This is a genomic window from Bacillus sp. AR2-1, assembly GCF_008368755.1.
Taxonomy (GTDB): Bacteria; Bacillota; Bacilli; order Bacillales; family Bacillaceae_G; genus Bacillus_A; species Bacillus_A wiedmannii.
This window is the reverse complement of the sequence record NZ_QORY01000010.1, coordinates 1-19,047: the sequence shown is the minus strand read 5'-3', so window position 1 is coordinate 19,047 and position 19,047 is coordinate 1. Positions and strand designations below refer to the sequence as shown.

General features: G+C 33.9%; 15 protein-coding genes, 1 pseudogene and 1 riboswitch. Of the genes and pseudogenes, 12 read left to right on the top strand and 4 right to left on the bottom strand.

Annotated elements, in window-relative coordinates; genetic code table 11:
* The first annotated feature begins 200 nt into the window (after positions 1-200).
* Positions 201-2,246 (top strand): class I SAM-dependent methyltransferase, encoded by a 2,046-nt coding sequence (locus DT250_RS13690; protein ID WP_149213161.1) that lies wholly within the window; start codon positions 201-203, stop codon positions 2,244-2,246.
* 27 nt (positions 2,247-2,273) lie between these two features.
* Positions 2,274-2,420 (top strand): annotated as a pseudogene (locus tag DT250_RS13685) (radical SAM/SPASM domain-containing protein); the annotation flags it as partial.
* A gap of 165 nt (positions 2,421-2,585) precedes the next feature.
* Here the strand turns inward: DT250_RS13685 and DT250_RS13680 are convergent.
* On the bottom strand, positions 2,586-3,110 hold the full coding sequence (locus DT250_RS13680) for a GNAT family N-acetyltransferase (RefSeq protein WP_149213160.1): 525 nt from the start codon (positions 3,108-3,110) through the stop codon (positions 2,586-2,588).
* A gap of 142 nt (positions 3,111-3,252) precedes the next feature.
* Here DT250_RS13680 and DT250_RS13675 point away from each other — a divergent pair, with 142 nt between their 5' ends.
* From DT250_RS13675 to DT250_RS13665, 3 genes are all read left to right on the top strand, one after another.
* Positions 3,253-3,951: a response regulator transcription factor gene (locus DT250_RS13675; RefSeq protein ID WP_060489979.1), complete on the top strand. Its 699-nt coding sequence runs from the start codon at positions 3,253-3,255 to the stop codon at positions 3,949-3,951.
* The gene (locus tag DT250_RS13670) at positions 3,941-5,008 is read left to right on the top strand and encodes a sensor histidine kinase (RefSeq protein WP_060489980.1); all 1,068 of its coding nucleotides are present in this window, start codon (positions 3,941-3,943) and stop codon (positions 5,006-5,008) included. The genes DT250_RS13675 and DT250_RS13670 overlap by 11 nt, the downstream gene beginning before the upstream one ends.
* A gap of 82 nt (positions 5,009-5,090) precedes the next feature.
* Positions 5,091-6,032, top strand: a complete 942-nt coding sequence (locus DT250_RS13665) for a M23 family metallopeptidase (RefSeq protein WP_149213159.1) — start codon at positions 5,091-5,093, stop codon at positions 6,030-6,032.
* On the opposite strand, the gene DT250_RS13660 is transcribed toward DT250_RS13665, so the two are convergent.
* On the bottom strand, positions 5,989-7,284 hold the full coding sequence (locus tag DT250_RS13660) for an Nramp family divalent metal transporter (protein ID WP_001030662.1): 1,296 nt from the start codon (positions 7,282-7,284) through the stop codon (positions 5,989-5,991). The genes DT250_RS13665 and DT250_RS13660 overlap by 44 nt on opposite strands.
* A 491-nt stretch (positions 7,285-7,775) precedes the next feature.
* On the opposite strand from DT250_RS13660, the gene trhO reads away from it, so the two are divergent.
* Entirely contained in the window at positions 7,776-8,735 is a 960-nt protein-coding gene (trhO, locus tag DT250_RS13655; protein WP_149213158.1) for an oxygen-dependent tRNA uridine(34) hydroxylase TrhO, read from the top strand.
* A gap of 208 nt (positions 8,736-8,943) precedes the next feature.
* Here the strand turns inward: trhO and DT250_RS13645 are convergent, their stop codons facing one another.
* Positions 8,944-10,419: a hypothetical protein gene (locus DT250_RS13645; RefSeq protein ID WP_149213157.1), complete on the bottom strand. Its 1,476-nt coding sequence runs from the start codon at positions 10,417-10,419 to the stop codon at positions 8,944-8,946.
* 175 nt (positions 10,420-10,594) lie between these two features.
* Here DT250_RS13645 and panE point away from each other — a divergent pair, with 175 nt between their 5' ends.
* Positions 10,595-11,539 (top strand): 2-dehydropantoate 2-reductase, encoded by a 945-nt coding sequence (gene panE / locus DT250_RS13640; protein ID WP_149213156.1) that lies wholly within the window; start codon positions 10,595-10,597, stop codon positions 11,537-11,539.
* A gap of 54 nt (positions 11,540-11,593) precedes the next feature.
* On the opposite strand, the gene DT250_RS32255 is transcribed toward panE, so the two are convergent.
* Positions 11,594-11,722 carry a hypothetical protein gene (locus DT250_RS32255; RefSeq protein ID WP_000031869.1) on the bottom strand — a complete coding sequence of 43 codons (129 nt, stop codon included), beginning with the start codon at positions 11,720-11,722 and terminating at the stop codon, positions 11,594-11,596.
* Between the two features lie 139 nt (positions 11,723-11,861).
* A riboswitch (cyclic di-AMP (ydaO/yuaA leader) is annotated at positions 11,862-12,008 on the top strand.
* A gap of 144 nt (positions 12,009-12,152) precedes the next feature.
* Between DT250_RS32255 and DT250_RS13635 the strand changes: the two genes are divergently transcribed.
* The 5 genes from DT250_RS13635 to DT250_RS13615 all read left to right on the top strand — a co-directional run bounded on the left by DT250_RS13635 (position 12,153) and on the right by DT250_RS13615 (position 19,021).
* Positions 12,153-13,979, top strand: a complete 1,827-nt coding sequence (locus tag DT250_RS13635; RefSeq protein WP_060489984.1) for an APC family permease — start codon at positions 12,153-12,155, stop codon at positions 13,977-13,979.
* Between the two features lie 593 nt (positions 13,980-14,572).
* Positions 14,573-15,733: a non-hemolytic enterotoxin NHE subunit A gene (nheA, locus tag DT250_RS13630; RefSeq protein WP_149213155.1), complete on the top strand. Its 1,161-nt coding sequence runs from the start codon at positions 14,573-14,575 to the stop codon at positions 15,731-15,733.
* Between the two features lie 31 nt (positions 15,734-15,764).
* Entirely contained in the window at positions 15,765-16,973 is a 1,209-nt protein-coding gene (gene nheB, locus DT250_RS13625; RefSeq protein ID WP_087982994.1) for a non-hemolytic enterotoxin NHE subunit B, read from the top strand.
* 107 nt (positions 16,974-17,080) lie between these two features.
* Positions 17,081-18,160, top strand: coding sequence for a non-hemolytic enterotoxin NHE subunit C (gene nheC, locus DT250_RS13620; protein WP_087982992.1), 1,080 nt, complete (start codon positions 17,081-17,083; stop codon positions 18,158-18,160).
* Positions 18,161-18,394: 234 nt separating this feature from the next.
* Positions 18,395-19,021 carry a LysE family translocator gene (locus DT250_RS13615; protein ID WP_088608654.1) on the top strand — a complete coding sequence of 209 codons (627 nt, stop codon included), beginning with the start codon at positions 18,395-18,397 and terminating at the stop codon, positions 19,019-19,021.
* Positions 19,022-19,047 lie beyond the last annotated feature (26 nt).

Genomic DNA, 19,047 nt, shown 5'->3' with positions numbered 1-19,047 from the left:
AAGTTAAAATAAGAGATGAACAAAAGAATGTGTTACAAACTTGGCATGTTAGAAACTAAATTGATCACTCTCTTTTACATGATAAAAAGACTCGGTTTGATGCATTTGTATTTGAAAGAGATATAGATGGTAAAGGGGACATAAGGTGATAATCTTTTTAGAAAAGATGTCCCAGAACATACTACTGATATTGATTATATATGGGGGTAAATAAGTTGAAAAATATTGAGGTTCTAAATAAATACATTGAAGGGTTTTCTAATACTCTCCCTACGTGGTTAAAGTATCTGATCGAGGCAGAGGAAATACATCAAAACTATGAGAATGTACAAGTACTTGGTGAATTAAAAACAGATGCGGTGTTGTACTATGTACACCGTACGTTGCAAGTGTTAGATGGATTGTCTTTAGATGAAGAAGCGTATCGCATTATTGAAAAAGTACTAACGTATAGTGAGCTTGCAAAGGTAGGCTCTTTAAAACAGCGAGAGAAATGGAAGAAGAACGGAATCAATCTATTGGTACATAACGAGGGTTCTGCTGATATCTTTAGTGATATTCAGTTTATCGAACATATAGAGACAAACTTAAACTCTACTGAGTATTTGTTTGTTCGAGATTTAATTAGAACACATGGATTAATCGGGCAGTATATCCGCGGAGAGGCTCGTTTGAACTCTCATATTGATTTAATTGACACATATAAAGAAGAATACGGAGACGTTAGGTTAAAGGAGATTCTATACTATCTTAATCAATGTATTATTGAAGGTGTATCAAAATCTTTGTGGAGCGAAGTAAAGAACGATGTGAAGATTACAATTGATGGGCTATTTGATGGTTATGTGGAGCCATTTACTTCTCGTGTACATAGACTCACGCCAAAACATAAGGAGTCAGTATTTGAAAAAGATATAATTATGGGGAGCGAGAAGAGAGACGTTCAAACATTTTTATCTGATAAGGATTTGTGGTATGTAGAACCGTCTATGCATGCCCTTAGCTTCGAGGATATTTGGACAGTTTTTGTTATGTTAAAGAACGAGATAGGCACTAGAAAGGTTCAGCATATACATTTCGAGAAATTGATGCAGCAGTTGCACTATGATTTCAAAGGCGAGAAGAAGGACAACGTGTATCGTAAGCGGGTTATTGAGAAGTATCTACGGGAGTACCGTGAGAACGAGAAGCCGAATACAACACATGTTTCTTTTGAGGTTAAAGTCGATGAAGATATGAAGACTGCGTATGTATCGTTTCAGTTTTCTGCTGTAGGTGAAGCGTTAATCATCTTTTGTGTAGAGGCAGAAAAGATAGATATGATGCATGCTCGGGCAAATGTACTGCTCTTTGATTTCTTCGGGTTACGAAAGGATGCATATGATAGATTCCATAACGAAGAAGTGTATTTGGAGCATATGAATAGTTCGACTGATGATAAACGAATTATTCTTGATTATATAAAGGGAGATACGATTGTAGATGTCGGATCCGGTGGTGGTGTTATGCTAGACATGATTGAAGAAGAGACCGAGGATAAACGAATCTACGGTATCGATATTTCCGAAAATGTGATTGATACGTTGAAAAAGAAGAAACAGGACGAAGGTCGTTCTTGGGACGTCATTAAAGGGGATGCAATCAACTTAGGTAGCTCGTTTGATAAAGAATCGGTTGATACGATTGTATATTCTTCTATCCTTCATGAGCTGTTCTCTTATATTGAGTATGAAGGTAAGAAATTCAATCATGAAGTAATTAAAAAGGGGTTACAGAGTGCTTACGAGGTGATAAAGCCAGGAGGTCGTATTATCATTCGTGATGGCATCATGACTGAAGATAAAATGTTAATGCGTGTGATTCATTTTAAAGATGCAGGTGGAATGAAGTTCTTAGAGCAGTATGTCCGTGAATTTAAGGGGCGTATAATCCAGTATGAGGTACTTGCAGACAACACAGTCAAAATGCCTGTTAACGATGCGATGGAGTTCTTATATACGTATACATGGGGTGAGGATTCCTTCGTTCACGAGGTGCAAGAGCAATTTGGAATATTTACGCCAAACGACTATAAGGATTTCATAAAGGGTATCTTTGGAGATAAAATAAACATCGTTCAAGCTATGAACTATTTACAGGATGGATATACACAACATCTTAGCGAGAAAATCGAGTTTAAAGATGAGTCTGGGAATGCGGTTGTGCTACCGGATAGTACGTTCTTTATGGTTTTAGAAAAGAAGTAATGATATTGAAAAGTTTTAAAAAGTTTAGTTTGTGAGTTTCGATATGTTTGTGGAGGATCTCGTTCTAAAGCATATGCAATGACGGGAGATTACATGGACAGTGAACCTTTCTGTGTATACATCCCAAAAGCATTGCGAAAACAGAAAAAGAACGTAAAAAAGGGACATGAGTAAGAGTATGCTCATGCCTTTTTTTAGATTATATAATTTATTGTACTTCGCATCAGTTGTATGATGATCTAAGAAATGAAAAACGCTCGGTTTCCTATCTTTCGTTAAAAATCCACTATCTTGATTCATTATGCTGAAACGAGTTTTTACGTATAATTTCTATTAAACTCATTTTAATAAAGAATAAAAATTCGTATCATATGGGATATCATCTTGATACATATAATTTTTTAGAACTCCTTCTTTTTGAAAACCTAATTTTAATAGCACTTTATTGGAAGCTTCATTTTCAAGAAATACAATTGCTCCGATCCGTTTTAAATGAAGTGTGTGGAAACCGTAAGATATAACTTCAGAAACAGCTTCCGTCGCATATCCATTTCCCCAGTGTTCAGGGAGAAAGGCATAACTTATATTGGCTCGTTTATGCTCAGAAGACCAATCGTGAAAACCGATGGTACCAATGAGTTCTTTCTTGTTTTTTAATTCAATTCCCCACTTTATACCGCTTCTTGCATTGTAACTGAGCTTAAAGTTATTAATGACTTGCTTCACTTGATCAACATCTTGTAATGGTTTTTGGCCATAATAGCGCAGTACATCAGTATTAGAAAAGCATTGTAGTATACTCGGTGCATCTTCTTCGGTAAGTTCTCGTAAAATGAGTCGGTCGGTTTTTAATATAGGAAACATACTTTCACTCCATTTCTTGTGAAACTAGAATGTGTTGTTATTATATAATTTAATCTGAAAAAAAAGATTATTCAAGAGGGAAGTATGGTTTTAATTTGTGATAAAATTGATTGTGGAATATATTTCAAAAAGAGGTTTGTATATGGAGAAAAACTCAATTTTAATTGTAGATGATGATCAAGATATTGTTCGATTTGTTAACGCGAATTTAATGCAAGAAGGCTTTAAAGTTTTTAGTGCTCATAACGGAGAAGAGGCTTTAAAAATAATAAATAATAACAGTATTCAACTTGCTATTCTGGATATTATGATGCCACATATGGATGGGATAGAATTGTGTAGAAGGATTAGAGAGAAACATAGTTTACCAATTATGTTTTTAAGCGCGAAATCATCGGATGTAGATAAAGTAATTGGGTTTAGTACTGGGGCAGATGATTATATTGTGAAGCCGTTCAGTACAATTGAATTTATAGCGAGAGTGAAAGCTCAATTAAGAAGGTATACATATTTCAATCAAAATGCTGCCCAAGTAATAGAAAAGAAAATAAACATTAGAGGGTTAGAAATCGATGAAGTGTCGAGAACAGTAATGTTATATGGAGAAACAATCAATCTTACGAAAACTGAATATGATATTTTGTACTTAATGGCCGCTGCAAAGAATCGTGTGTTCACTATTGAAGAAATGTATGAGAGCGTTTGGAAAGAAAGAGCCTATGAAAGTAATAATACAGTAATGGTTCATATTGCAAGATTAAGAAATAAAATTGAAGAGAATCCAAAAGAGCCGAAGCTTATTCAAAATGTTTGGGGAGTCGGATATAAAATTGAAGATTAAATCATTACAAGGCATTAGAGCTAAGTTTTTTATCGCATTCATATGTAGCATTTTGTTAGCAACTGTAAGTATAATAGCGTTTCAAATTGTAATTGGAAATATATATAGTCATGTTACTGCGTTAGAAGAAAAATATTCACTTTTATATGTAATAGCTTTTTTAATTATTACTACAATATACTTTGCATTCATGACAAGAACAATGATGAAAAGGTTATCTGAAATAAATAAGAACGTGAAAGAAATAAGTAATGGTAATTTGGAGATACATATACCTATTTCAAAAAATGACGAGATTGGTGAATTAGCAGCGAATGTTAATAGAATGGCTAAAAGTTTAAAAGAGTCTATCGAAAATGAAAAAAAATCACAGGAAATGAAAACTGAAATGATTAGTAATATTTCTCATGACTTACGAACACCTGTAACATCTCTAATCGGTTACGCGGACCTGTTAGGAAGTCAGCTTCATACAAATAGAGAAGAATGTGAACAGTATGTAAGTATATTAAAGCGAAAAAGTTATGAATTAAAAAATCAAGTAGATGATTTATTAGATTATTGTCAAATAAATTATAGGGAGATTGAATTACATAAAAGTGTAGTAAATATGAAAGCGTTCAGTGAACAAATCATGATTGATTTTGTGCCACAACTAGATGATGCCGATATGAGCTTTCGTATTAAAGGTGATAACGAGTTACATGTGGAAATGGATGTGGCGCTTATGGTGAGGCTGTTCGAAAATGTAATTAGTAATAGTATTATGTACGGGAAAGACGGAAAGGAGCTTTTAATTCAAGTTTCTAAAAGCGACATGAATGTTGAAATAGAAATTAAAAACTTTGGACAATGCATTCCGAATGAGAATCTTCCTTACGTTTTTGAGAAGTTTTATCGTGGTGAAAAATCACGTAGCTCTCATACGGGTGGAAAAGGAATGGGACTTGCAATTGCGAGAAGTATAGCAGAGCTTCATAAAGGGGATATCACTGTGCGCAGTAACGAGAAAGAAACTGTTTTCACTATCGTTTTACCGCATTATAAAGAATTGTAAGAAAGTCGTAAGTATTTCTTTTATATGTCGTAATTTTCACTTCGTATCATGTAGAACAAAGATATGAGAGTGAGGATACATTATGTGGAAGAAGTATGTATTAGTAATTTTAGTTGCGTTTTTAATTATAAGTTGGAGTGTAGTTTATTTAGCTAAAGGTGTTATATCAGTCATTTTTTGGTGGAGTATACAAGCCTTTAGCATAGTATCACTCTTTATTTTGATAGGGGGAACGTTACTATTTGTGTGGAAAGGCATTTTCAGACAGCGAATAGATAGAGAGCTACTCTTCATCGTTCTTTTCTCTATAATTGGAGCTTGGCCTTTAGGGTGGTTTGCTAACATAGGGGGACTTGCTTATCCAGCAGATGTACATTCTATGAATCCTAAAGCAGTAGTTCGCTTTCCTTTGGATGAACGAGCATTAGTGGGCTGGGGTGGTGATCGATTAGAAACGAACTATCATGTTATAAAACCAAATGAACGATGGGCATATGATATTCTTATTCCGCCTGCTGAAGTGAAAAGTAGTAAGTTAGAGGATTATGGAATATATGGAGCGAAAGTAATGGCACCAGCTTCTGGAACAGTTGTATCAATCAATAACGATGAAAAAGATGTAGTTCCAGGAGAGGATAATTTTGAGTCAATGGCGGGGAATCATATTTATTTGCGACTAGATGAATCAGGGACATTTTTGATTCTCGCCCATTTAAAAAAAGGATCAATTAAAGTGAGGGAAGGCCAACATGTAAATGAAGGAGAGGTACTTGCTCAAGTCGGTAACTCAGGCAGTTCAAGTGAGCCGCATTTACATATTCATCATCAAAGGCAGGATCCATCCAAGGTGAGCATATTTCTTTCGGAAGGATTACCACTTTACTTTCGAACTGAAAAAGGTACGATAATGCCAGAAAGAGGTACATACATAAGTGGTAATGAAAAAAGGTATTCCAGTTTTATTGGAATACCTTTTCTCATTACCCTACAAATGTTTGATACAGTAAGAAAATATTTAAAATGATAACAAGTGCAGCGATGATCCAAGCGATAAAGGTTGTTATGCGGTGATTAACGAGCGCACCCATAATTTTTTTATTGCTTGTAAACATAATAAGTGGCACTAATGCAAAAGCAATACCGAATGATAATACGACTTGGCTCATGACTAGAGCGTAAGTTGGATTTACACCTAAAGCGATAATAACTAATGGTGGAATCATTGTAATAAAACGGCGTAAGTATAACGGAATATGCATTCGAATGAAACCTTGCATAATAATGTCACCTGACATTGTACCGACAGAAGAGCTAGATAGTCCTGCTGATAAGAGCCCAATTCCAAATAAAGCAGCTGATACAGGACCGACTAAAGTACTGAACTGGTTAAAAGCAACATCAAGGTCTTCAACATGTAAGCCATTTTTAAAGAATAGTGCGGCAGCAACAATTAACATACTCGCATTGATTGCTCCAGCGATAACCATTGCGATAATGATATCAATAAACTCGAAACGGAAAATTTTTTTCTTTTGTTCATCAGTTGTTCCGACCACGCGGCGTTGTGTCAATGCAGAATGTAAATAGATTGCATGTGGCATAACTGTCGCACCTAATATCCCTGCTGCAAGTAATATACTGTCTACACCTTGGAATTTTGGAATAAATAGTCCTGAAAGAAGGGGACTTAATTCTGGTTTTGCATAAAAAACTTGAATCCCAAATGCTATTACTACGATAAAAATCATCCCTGTAATAATAGCTTCTAGTGGGCGAAATCCTCTGCGTTGAAACTCAAGAATAATAAATGATCCGACTGCTGTAATTAAAGCAGCTGGTAACATCGGAATTCCAAATAGTAAGTAAAGTCCCAATGCAGCTCCAATAAATTCCGCTAAATCTGTAGCCATAATAACGAGTTCACCTTGTATCCATAAGCCGATAGACACAGGTTTTGGAAAGTGTTCGCGAGCGATTTCAGGTAAATTATTTCCCGTAGCAATTCCTAATTTAGCTGATAAAGTTTGAATTAATACTGCCATTAAGTTAGACGCGAATATAACCCATAATAGTAAATATCCATATTGTGAACCAGCTGCGATATTTGTAGCAAAGTTACCAGGGTCAATATAAGCTACGGATGCGATAAAAGCGGGTCCTAAAAACGGTAACAGTCTTTTCCACCCTTTCGTTTCTCCACTTAAAGCTAAGTGTGCTGATTGAACAGTTGTACTTTGAGAAGGGACTTGTTCATCTTTTGATATATCTTTATTCATAGTAGTTTTCCCCTTTGAAATGTTAACTTGATGAAATTATTGTAAGTATTCTTATTGTTTATTTCAATACATTTAAATGTATGAGATGATATTTTTATTTGAACACAAATGTTTCCTTAGTGCAAATTATATGCCTTGCTGCAATGGATGGTGTTGTGTTATAAAAAAATGGGAGTTTATGGTGTGATTACATGGGGAAACATAATGAATTAAAGGACTAATTTTGAAATTTATGTGAACATAGAGCCTATATTACAGCATATTAATTGATGGAAATGAAATTGTATGATATATAATATATTGGGATTACAACATAACCATAGTGTTTTGTGATGTAATCTTGTTTTTATTTTCGTTAACTTATAGAAAAAATTGTAAATAGAAGAAAATAGGCTAAGTACAATTTAGTATGTATTTTCTTATTATATATGTTTTGATATGAACGTTAACTTATACATGATTTTAAAATTTAGATAGGTGGTAGAAATAAATTGGCAACTACAAAACCATATAGAGTATTACTATATTACATGTACACAACAATTGAAAATCCAGAAGAATTTGCTGAACAGCATTTAGAATTTTGTAAATCACTTGAGTTAAAAGGAAGAATTCTTGTAGCGACAGAAGGAATTAATGGAACTTGTTCTGGAACTGTTGAGCAAACAGAGAAATACATGGAAGCAATGAACAATGATCCACGTTTTGCTGGAATCGTTTTTAAAATTGATGAGGCAGATGAACATGCATTTAAGAAAATGCACGTACGCCCTCGTCCAGAGTTAGTTACACTTCGTCTAGAAGACGACATTAATCCGAAAGAAATAACTGGTAAATATTTAGAGCCAACAGAATTCTATGAGGCAATGAAACAAGAAGATACAGTTATCATTGATGCACGAAATGATTATGAGTTTGATCTAGGTCACTTTAAAGGTGCGATTAAACCGGATATTGAATCATTCCGTGAGTTGCCAGATTGGATTAGAGAAAACAAAGAAACACTTGAAGGTAAAAAGATTTTAACATACTGTACAGGCGGAATTCGTTGTGAGAAGTTTTCTGGTTGGTTAGTTCGTGAAGGTTACGAAGATGTAGGACAGCTTCACGGTGGTATTGTAACGTACGGAAAAGACCCAGAAGTACAAGGTGAGCTTTGGGATGGACAATGTTACGTGTTCGATGAGCGTATCTCTGTACCAGTAAACCAAAAAGAGCATGTTATCGTTGGTAAAGACCACTTTACAGGTGAACCTTGTGAGCGCTATGTAAACTGTGCAAATCCAGAATGTAATAAGAAAATTTTATGTTCTGAAGAAAACGAAGCGAAACATTTACGTGCATGTTCTCATGAATGTCGTGTACACCCACGTAATCGTTATATCGTTCAACACGAATTAACTGAAGAGCAAGTAGCTGCTGCATTAAAGAAAATCGAAGCAGGGAAGTAAGCTGAATTATTGTAATAAAAAAGTACTCCAAATTTTATTTTGGAGTACTTTTTTTACTATGTGTTTTTTATCAGTTTTTGTCGGTAAGTCGATATATCTTAAAAATCGCTGATATAATTTGAGTTGCGCCGATATATTCGAAAAATCGCTGATAAAAATTTCATTTACTGAAGCGTACCACATATTTGTAATTTGAAAATAACTTTCTTTACTTCTTATCATCTTTCTCTTTAACAGCAGAAAGTACAGTTTGTTTTACCCATGATTTTCTTCGTTTATGTTGTAGACTCCATTGGTATAAACTTTGCGCACCTAAAATAAGTGAAATGACTATGCCGCTAATTGCTATTAAAAGCGCGAAAAATTCAAGTGGCGACGAGATTTTGTTTGAATCGGTGTTTCTTAAAAGATCAATCATAGTAAACCCTAACATTTGGCCTACTACAGAGTAGAGCGTTAAAACTAATAGTAAAAGGCTATCTTTTTTAGAAGCGACATTTTCTTGATATTTAAACAAACTATCAAGATTTTGTTTTGCATTTGAGTATAGTACTTCAATGTTAAATAGATTTCTTAAGCGGAAGAAAATATCTTCACTCTGTGATTGGGATACTAACTCTAAAGAGAAGTAATTTGCTGTAAATGAATTGATTGAATAAATTAATTTCTCTATTTCATTTGTATCTTGTTCAATGTTAAGTTCAGCATAAGCGTTTGCCATTTTTAATAAAACAACTTTATGAAATAGATTTAATAACAAAGCGTAATAAAACTCCCCGTACATTTGACTAGCAAGTTTAGCGATTGCTTGCTCACCTTCATTTGTTATACATGTAAAAATATGTTCTTCCATAACAAAGTAGCGATTAGGAGCCCATCTTTGATAAGAATGTTTTGTTAAATAATCTTGAATATAAGGGATGTTATTTGCGCTAATATACGGATTGCCATCGTCTGTTAATCCGGAAAGACTGGAAGTTCGGTATACATCGATTATATGAAGGTCTGACTCTTTATTCACGGATAATAAAGTTTGTACATACATTCTTTGGTCTTCAAAGAAAGGAAAGGTTTGAAAGTAAGAGCTCCGCAATCTCTTTTTCTCAAAGAAGTCTGTTACACCATGAAATAAATCACCGAATATAAGTTTTTCCACTTGTGAGTATTGTTTTCCGTTACATTCAATACAAATAGTCTCGTTTGTATCATTTTTAGTTTCAAGTACACGGAAGCGGGCGGCGAATTCGATTGCTTCTGATAATGTCATGTTTGGAGCGGTTTCTACTTCTGTCCGAATTGTTAAGAAGCCAAGCTCATAAGGGCAAAGTGTTACATCAATAGAATGAATCTTGAATGGAACAGAAATCAAATTTGTTGTTAAATGTCCAGTTAAGTTAAGGTCTTTAGAATAGCGTTGTAATCCTTTTTGATGCTCTGAGTGAGGAAATAGAATTTTATTTGTAAATGAAAGATAGTATGCTTCCATATTTTGATGTGAAACTTGAAACTTTCCGTAGTATGTATTTTCATTTTCAAGATGATCGAGTCGAAAAGGGCGGAAATCATTTTTCTGTAAGAAAGGGAACATATTTTGTTCATATCCAGTTTTAAAAGAAAACGGGAATATAAATTGAAATATAGCTGTTGTTACATCTTTTTCCTCGATTGTTTGTATTGCCTCCATTTACATTGTTTCCTTTCCATATATGCTATAAAAACAACATACCCAAATTTATTTGAAAATAACCACTGTTTTATACTCGATTAAGAATGAAAATTCAGCTTATTTAGTAGGGGACATGTATAATGTTATGTATATTAAATGTTATAAAATTGTATTTTGAAAAGGGGGATGTTGTATGCGTATTTTAGTATTAGGAGCTGGTGGCGTCGGAGGCTTTTTTGGAGGTCGATTAGTCGAAAAAGGAGAAGATGTTACGTTTCTTGTCCGCAGTAAAAGAAAACAGCAATTAGAGGAAAAGGGACTTGTTATTCGTAGTGTTAACGGGGATTTTTCCTTCCAACCGAAATTAATAACGAAAGAAGATCGAACTTCTCCGTTTGACGTTATTTTATTTTCAACAAAAGCGTATCACTTAAACGAGGCGATTCAAGATTTGAAGCCGTTTGTAGGTGAAAATACTGTCATCATTCCATTGTTAAATGGTATTGCTCATTTATCACTATTACAAAAGGAATTCGGCGTGGAAAAAGTAATTGGCGGTTTATGCTTTATCGAGACGACGTTAAACGATCAAGGAGAGATTGTACAAACGAGTGTTGCCAACAGACTTGTATTTGGAGAAATGAAGTCTCAAGATTCAGAGAGAATAAAGCATATTTCTAAAGCATTTGCAGGTACGAAATCTAGTTTTGTTTTAAGTGAAATTATTATGCAAGATATGTGGCATAAATATTTATTTATTACTGTAATGTCGGGTGTGACGACATTAATGCGTGCACCGATAGGACCGATTCGCGAAAGTGAAGGTGGACGCGATTTTATCCAAAACTTATTTGAAGAATGTGTGCAAATCATGAGATCTATGAAAGCTCCAGTTAAGGATGGAATTGCCCAAGAACATATGAAAACAATCGATAAAATTTCGTATGATATGAAGTCATCGATGCAGCGTGATATGGAAAAAGGTTCGTTCGTTGAAGGCGAGCACTTACAAGGATACTTACTAGATGTAGCGGAACAATTTTCTATAGAAGCACCATTATTAGGGGCAGTATATCAAAATTTGAAAGTGTATGAAGAAATGATCTTTAACAAATCAGCAATACAATTGGATGTATGAAAAAATAAAAAAGAAAGCAATATATAAGTGTATTGCTTTCTTTTTTATGACAAATTATTTATTTCTTTTCGTTCTATCTGTCAAATTTATTTCCTGTTCACGTTTACCGTATAATTGATTAATTTCATTTGCTAATGCATCTAAATAGGAATCGGAAAAAATAGGCTTCTTTTCTTTAGACATATGAGTCTCCTTTATCGATTTTTTAGTATTCATTATGTATATTTACCAGCGGATTATGCGCAATCATTTAAATTTTTTCTTTTTAAAAATTTTTGTTTACATTTTGAAAATAAAGGAGTATTATAATCCACAGTTTCAATTTTCTAAATCGCTGAAACCGCATGGTGCGGGGGACCCGTTCTTATGGATTAGTACTTAATCCAATGGGGTGAATCCTTGAAAAAGGTAGGGCTACTCATAGGCCCGAATCCGACAGCTAACCTCGTAAGCGTTATATTGAGAAGGAAGGTGGAGCTTGTGCGACAAAAAAAATAATGTCTACAAGTCTATTTCGTTATGGCTTGTAGACATTTTTTGTTTTCTGAAGAAATCGTTTACCCGCTGTAACTAGCAGAAAAGTTCGTACAAAATTATTGGAGAGTGGACAGCAGTGGTTTCATCAATCAAAAGGTTTTTAATTGGAAGGCCGTTAAAATCAACTGAGTTAGGAGAGCAAAAGCTTAATAAAACGAAGGCGTTAGCTATTTTATCTTCTGACGCATTGTCATCGGTTGCATACGGACCAGAGCAAATATTAATCGCACTAGCAGGCCTAGGAGCAGTAGCTTATTGGTATTCTATTCCTATCGCTGTTGGGGTATTAGTATTATTGACAGCTCTTATTTTATCTTATCGACAAATTATTTTTGCTTATCCGCACGGCGGTGGTGCATACGTAGTATCCAAAGAAAATTTAGGGATGAATCCAGGGCTAATAGCTGGAGGATCTTTATTAGTCGATTATATTTTAACTGTTGCAGTAAGTGTATCAGCAGGTACAGATGCGCTTACATCAGCTTTCCCTAGTTTACATGCACATAATGTAATCATTGCGATTATATTTGTTATATTGATTACTATTTTAAATTTAAGAGGGGTAACGGAATCAGCTTCCGTTTTAGCATATCCTGTTTATTTATTCGTTTTAGCACTATTTATATTAATTGGTGTAGGTATTTATAATATTATAACTGGTCAAGTTTCACCGACATTACATTCACCGATTGGAACACCAGTTGCAGGAATTAGTTTGTTTTTACTGTTACGAGCATTTGCTTCAGGAAGCTCTGCTTTAACGGGTGTTGAGGCAATATCTAACGCAATTCCAAACTTTAAGGATCCTGCACCTAACAATGCAGCGAAAACATTGCTCGCAATGGGTGCATTACTTGCAGTTTTATTTTCAGGAATTGTTTTCTTAGCTTATTATTACGGAATTACTCCAAGTAAAGAAGTAACAGTTGTTTCACAAATTGCTGAACAAACTTTTGGGCGTAATTTCATGTACTATTTTATACAGGGTACAACTGCTTTAATATTAATTCTTGCTGCTAACACAGGGTATTCTGCATTCCCGCTATTAGCAGTTAACCTTGCAAAAGACAAATTCATACCGAGAATGTTTACGATTAGAGGAGACCGCCTAGGTTACTCAAACGGTATTATTATACTTGGAATTGCTTCGATTATTTTAATTGTAGCTTTCCAAGGGCAAACAGAACATTTAATTCCGTTATATGCAGTAGGTGTATTTATTCCGTTTACACTCTCTCAAACGGGGATGGTATTAAAATGGCTTCGTGACAAACCTGAAGGATGGGCTTTGAGATTAACGGTCAATTTAGTTGGTGCAGTCATTAGTTTTATTGTAATGAGTATGTTCTTTTTAACTAAGTTCGCACAAGTTTGGTCAATCCTTATTTTCTTACCTGCCATCATCTTCTTGTTCCATAGAATTAAGAAGCATTACGATGCAGTGGGTGATCAATTAAGTTTAAAAACTTGTGAGCGACTTGTTCCAATTGAGGGAAATGTAATTGTTGTTCCTGTAGCTGGTATGACGCATGTAGTAGAAAATTCATTGAACTATGCGAAGGCTCTTTCGGCAGATCAAGTTATTGCTGTATATGTTGCTTTTGACAGAGAAGAGGAAAAGAAATTTGAAGAGAAATGGAAGAAGTGGCAACCTGAAGTAAGGCTTGTTACCTTACATTCTCATTATAGAAGTATTATTCAGCCACTAACAAAGTTTATTGATACAGTACAATATAAAGCGAGTGAGTCAAATTACCGAGTTACTGTAGTTATACCACAGTTCATTCCGAAAAAAGGTTGGCATAACATTCTTCATAATCAGTCTAGTTTACTCATTCGTGCGTATTTACTCTATAAAAGAAATGTTGTTATTACGACAGTTCCATATCATTTGAAAAAGTAAGAAGATTTTTTAAGGATAGCTTTACGAAAGTGAAGCTATCCTTTTTATGTATACACTATGCATAATTGCATATGGGTCTGAAAGATATATCAATATAATTTTTGTATCTATGAATAAGTAGAGGTTTTTGTTATGATATATGGATATTTCAATTGAAAAAGTGAAGTGGATTATATTTTGAAATAAGGACAGGAAAGCTTGAAAATAAAGGGAATGAAAATACTTCTTTACGTTATATAAATAGCTGTGTTTAAATGACCTTACAGTACAAAACTTACATGAAAATAAAACGGAATTTCATATTTACGTACGTTATTTAGTTTAAAATGAATAATATTTTTATGTAATATATTCACTGTGTGAATGTGAGAATGGCTATAAAATAGAAATTTTATACAATATTATTCATACTAATCACATATGAAATGTTTTATAACAATAAGTAAGTACTGTAGCAATAAAAGTTGAGAGAGGTGGTTCGTACATGGATCGCGGTGAGAACGTTCTCTATTTTAACCATCTCAAACTATATGCAAGAAAATAGAATAATAAAATGCGATAGTAATAGTTGCTAATACATAGGAGGAGTTAAAGTGAAAAAGACTTTAATTACAGGGTTATTGGTTACAGCAGTATCTACGAGTTGTTTTATTCCTGTAAGCGCTTACGCTAAGGAAGGGCAAACAGAAGTGAAAACAGTATATGCACAAAATGTAATTGCTCCAAATACATTATCCAATTCAATTAGAATGTTAGGATCACAGTCACCGCTTATACAAGCATATGGACTAGTGATTTTACAGCAGCCAGACATTAAGGTGAATGCGATGAGTAGTTTGACGAATCATCAAAAGTTTGCAAAGGCAAATGTAAGAGAGTGGATTGATGAATATAATCCGAAGCTAATCGACTTAAATCAAGAGATGATGAGATATAGTACTAGATTTAATAGTTATTATAGTAAGCTCTATGAACTAGCAGGAAACGTCAATGAAGATGAACAGGCAAAAGCAGATTTTACAAATGCATATGGAAAATTACAATTGCAAGTACAAAACATCCAAGAGAGTATGGAGCAAGATTTATTAGAGTTAAATCGATTTAAAACGGTATTAGACAAAGATAGTAGCAACTTATCACTTAAAGCTGATGAAGCAATAAAAACACTGCAAGGATCAAGTGGAGATATTGTGAAATTAAGAGAAGATATTAAAAGAATTCAAGGAGAAATCCAAGCGGAATTAACGAATATTTTGAATAGACCTCAAGAAATTATTAAAGGTTCTATTAATATCGGTAAACAAGTATTTACAATTACAAATCAAACTGCGCAAACGAAAACAATTGATTTCGTTTCTATCGGTACTTTAAGTAATGAAATTGTAAATGCTGCAGATAGTCAAACGAGAGAAGCAGCTCTTCGCATTCAGCAAAAGCAAAAAGAGCTACTACCACTTATTCAAAAGTTATCACAAACTGAAGCAGAGGCGACACAAATTACATTCGTTGAAGATCAAGTAAGTAGCTTTACAGAACTAATTAATCGCCAAATTTCAACTTTAGAAACGCTAAAAACGGATTGGAAAGTTTTAAACAGTAATATGATCCAAATTCAAAAGAATGTTGAAGAAGGCACATATACAGATAGTAGTTTACTTCAAAAACATTTCAATCAAATTAAAAAAGTAAGTGATGAAATGAATAAACAAACGAATCAATTTGAAGATTACGTTACAAACGTTGAAGTACATTAAAAATAAGTAACGATATAGGGAGAGAAGAAAAATGACAAAAAAACCTTATAAAGTAATGGCTCTATCAGCACTTATGGCAGTATTTGCAGCAGGAAATATCATGCCAGCTCATACGTATGCAGCTGAAAGTACAGTGAAACAAGCTCCAATTCATGCGGTAGCAAAAGCTTATAATGACTATGAAGAATACTCATTAGGACCAGAAGGCCTAAAAGATGCAATGGAAAGAACAGGTTCAAACGCTTTAGTAATGGATCTGTACGCTTTAACAATTATTAAACAAGGGAATGTTAACTTTGGTAATGTATCCTCTGTTGATACGGCTCTAAAAGGGAAAGTAATTCAGCACCAGGATACAGCTAGAGGAAATGCGAAACAATGGTTAGATGTATTAAAGCCGCAGCTTATTTCAACGAATCAAAATATCATTAACTACAATACGAAATTCCAAAACTATTATGATACGTTAGTTGCTGCGGTGGATTCGAAGGATAAAGCGACTCTTACGAAAGGGTTAACTAGATTATCAAGTAGTATTAATGAAAATAAAGCGCAAGTAGATCAGTTAGTAGAAGACTTAAAAAAATTCCGAAACAAAATGACGTCCGATACGCAAAACTTTAAAGGTGATGCAAATCAAATTACATCTATATTAGCTAGTCAAGATGCTGGAATTCCGCTTCTGCAAAATCAAATTACAACGTACAATGAAGCAATTAGTAAATATAATGCAATTATTATCGGTTCATCTGTTGCAACAGCACTAGGACCAATTGCAATTATCGGTGGTGCAGTAGTTATTGCTACAGGTGCAGGAACGCCGCTAGGAGTCGCATTAATTGCAGGTGGTGCCGCAGCTGTAGGCGGTGGTACAGCTGGAATCGTATTAGCGAAGAAAGAACTTGATAATGCACAAGCTGAAATTCAAAAAATAACAGGACAAGTTACAACTGCTCAATTAGAAGTAGCTGGGTTAACGAACATTAAAACACAAACGGAGTATTTAACAAATACAATTGATACTGCAATTACAGCGTTGCAAAACATTTCAAACCAATGGTACACAATGGGATCAAAATACAATTCTTTACTTCAAAATGTAGATTCAATTAGTCCAAACGACCTTGTTTTCATTAAAGAAGATTTAAACATTGCGAAAGATAGCTGGAAAAACATTAAAGACTATGCAGAAAAGATTTATGCTGAAGATATTAAAGTAGTAGATACGAAAAAAGCATAATCGGATACGAATCGTTAGAGCGTTAAGTATTGATGAGTGATTTGAAGCTCCTGTTCAGTTGTGAGCAGGAGCTTTTTATACCCTTATAAAGAAAATAGGTGAAAAGCATGCAGAAACGATTTTATAAAAAATGTCTTTTAACGTTAATGATTGCTGGAGTGGCAACGAGTAACGCATTTCCTTTACATCCTTTTGCAGCAGAACAAAACGTAAAAATATTGCAAGAAAGTGCGGAAAATTATTCGCTAGGGCCAGCTGGATTCCAAGATGTTATGGCGCAAACGACATCGAGCATATTTGCAATGGATTCATATGCAAAATTAATTCAAAATCAGCAAGAGACTGATTTGAGTAAAATAAGTTCCATTAATAGTGAGTTTAAAGGAAATATGATTCAGCACCAAAGAGATGCAAAAATTAACGCAGCGTATTGGTTAAATTATATGAAGCCTCAAATTATGAAAACAGATCAAAATATTATTAATTACAATAATACTTTTCAAGCGTATTATAATAGCATGCTAGTAGCGATTGAACAAAAGGATAGTGGAAAATTAAAAGCGGATTTAGAAAAGTTGTATGCGGATATTGTAAAGAATCAAAATGAGGTAGATGTATTATTAGGGGATTTGAAAGCTTTTCGCGATAGAATGGCGAAAGACACAAATAGTTTTAAAGAGGATACAAATCAATTAACAGCAATTTTAGCAAGTACGAATGCTGGCATTCCAGCTCTAGAGCAACAAATAAATACATATAACGATTCAATCAAAAAGAGTAATGATATGGTCATTGCTGGTGGCGTACTTTGCGTAGCACTAATAACATGTCTTGCTGGCGGACCGATGATTGCGATTGCGAAAAAAGATATCGCAAATGCAGAAAGAGAAATCTCCAATTTAAAAGATAGAATTTCTGGCGCACAAGCTGAAGTGGCAATATTGACAGATGTAAAAAATAAAACAACAAATATGACTGAAACAATTGATGCAGCAATTACAGCATTGCAAAATATATCAAATCAATGGTATACAGTAGGGGCAAAGTATAATAATTTACTGCAAAACGTAAAAGGAATCAGCCCTGAAGAATTTACCTTCATAAAAGAAGATTTACATACAGCGAAAGATAGCTGGAAAGATGTAAAAGATTATACAGAAAAATTACATGAAGGCGTGGCGAAGTAAACAGTGGACTAGTTCTGCTGTTTATTTTTTATCCTGTTTTTTGTGAGAGGCGGACTTGTTATTTAATATATAAATTTGCTGTGTTTTTTTATTAATGTAGCTTTGGGGTAATGTTTAATCAAATCGATACTAATAACCTAGATATACTTCTGATCAAGCTTTTTATATTTAATGTTTTAATGAAAAAAGCTATACTGTAAGTAAAATTAAAAATTGGAAAGGAAATACTAGAACATGGAAAATTATCTATTATTTATTCTTACAGCAATGCTAATCATAATAATGCCTGGTCCTGGTTTTGCACTAGTTACAAAAAACACTATCTCGCATGGTAAAAATGGTGGGATAAAGACTGTTTTAGGAACGATATCTGGAATGATGATTCATACAATAATGGCTACGCTAGGACTCTCTGCCATCCTAATGAAATTTGCTATGTTATTTACATTTATAAAATATGCTGGGGCTTTTTATTTAATTTACTTAGCTGTAAAGTCAATTAAAAGTGCCTTACATAAAAAAGAAGATATGTCAGGTTCAGTAGAAATGTACTCTAAGGATATTGGGGCAATTAAAAGCTTTAGACAAGGATTTACTACGGCAATTTTAAACCCAAAAACCGCTGTGTTTTTCCTTAGTTTTTTACCCCAATTTATTGTAAGTAATCAAAATCATTTCCTACAATTTCTATTATTAGGAGTCACATTTACGACTTTGACAGCAATATGGTATTTACTTTATATCTCACTCATACGTCAATTAAGAACTTTTTTAAGAAAAGAAAGAGTGAACCGTACAATAGAGGGTATTACAGGCGCGGTATTATTAGTATTTGGAGTTAGATTGTTTTTCCAAAAATAAATATGTAAATGAAAAGAGAAATAAAT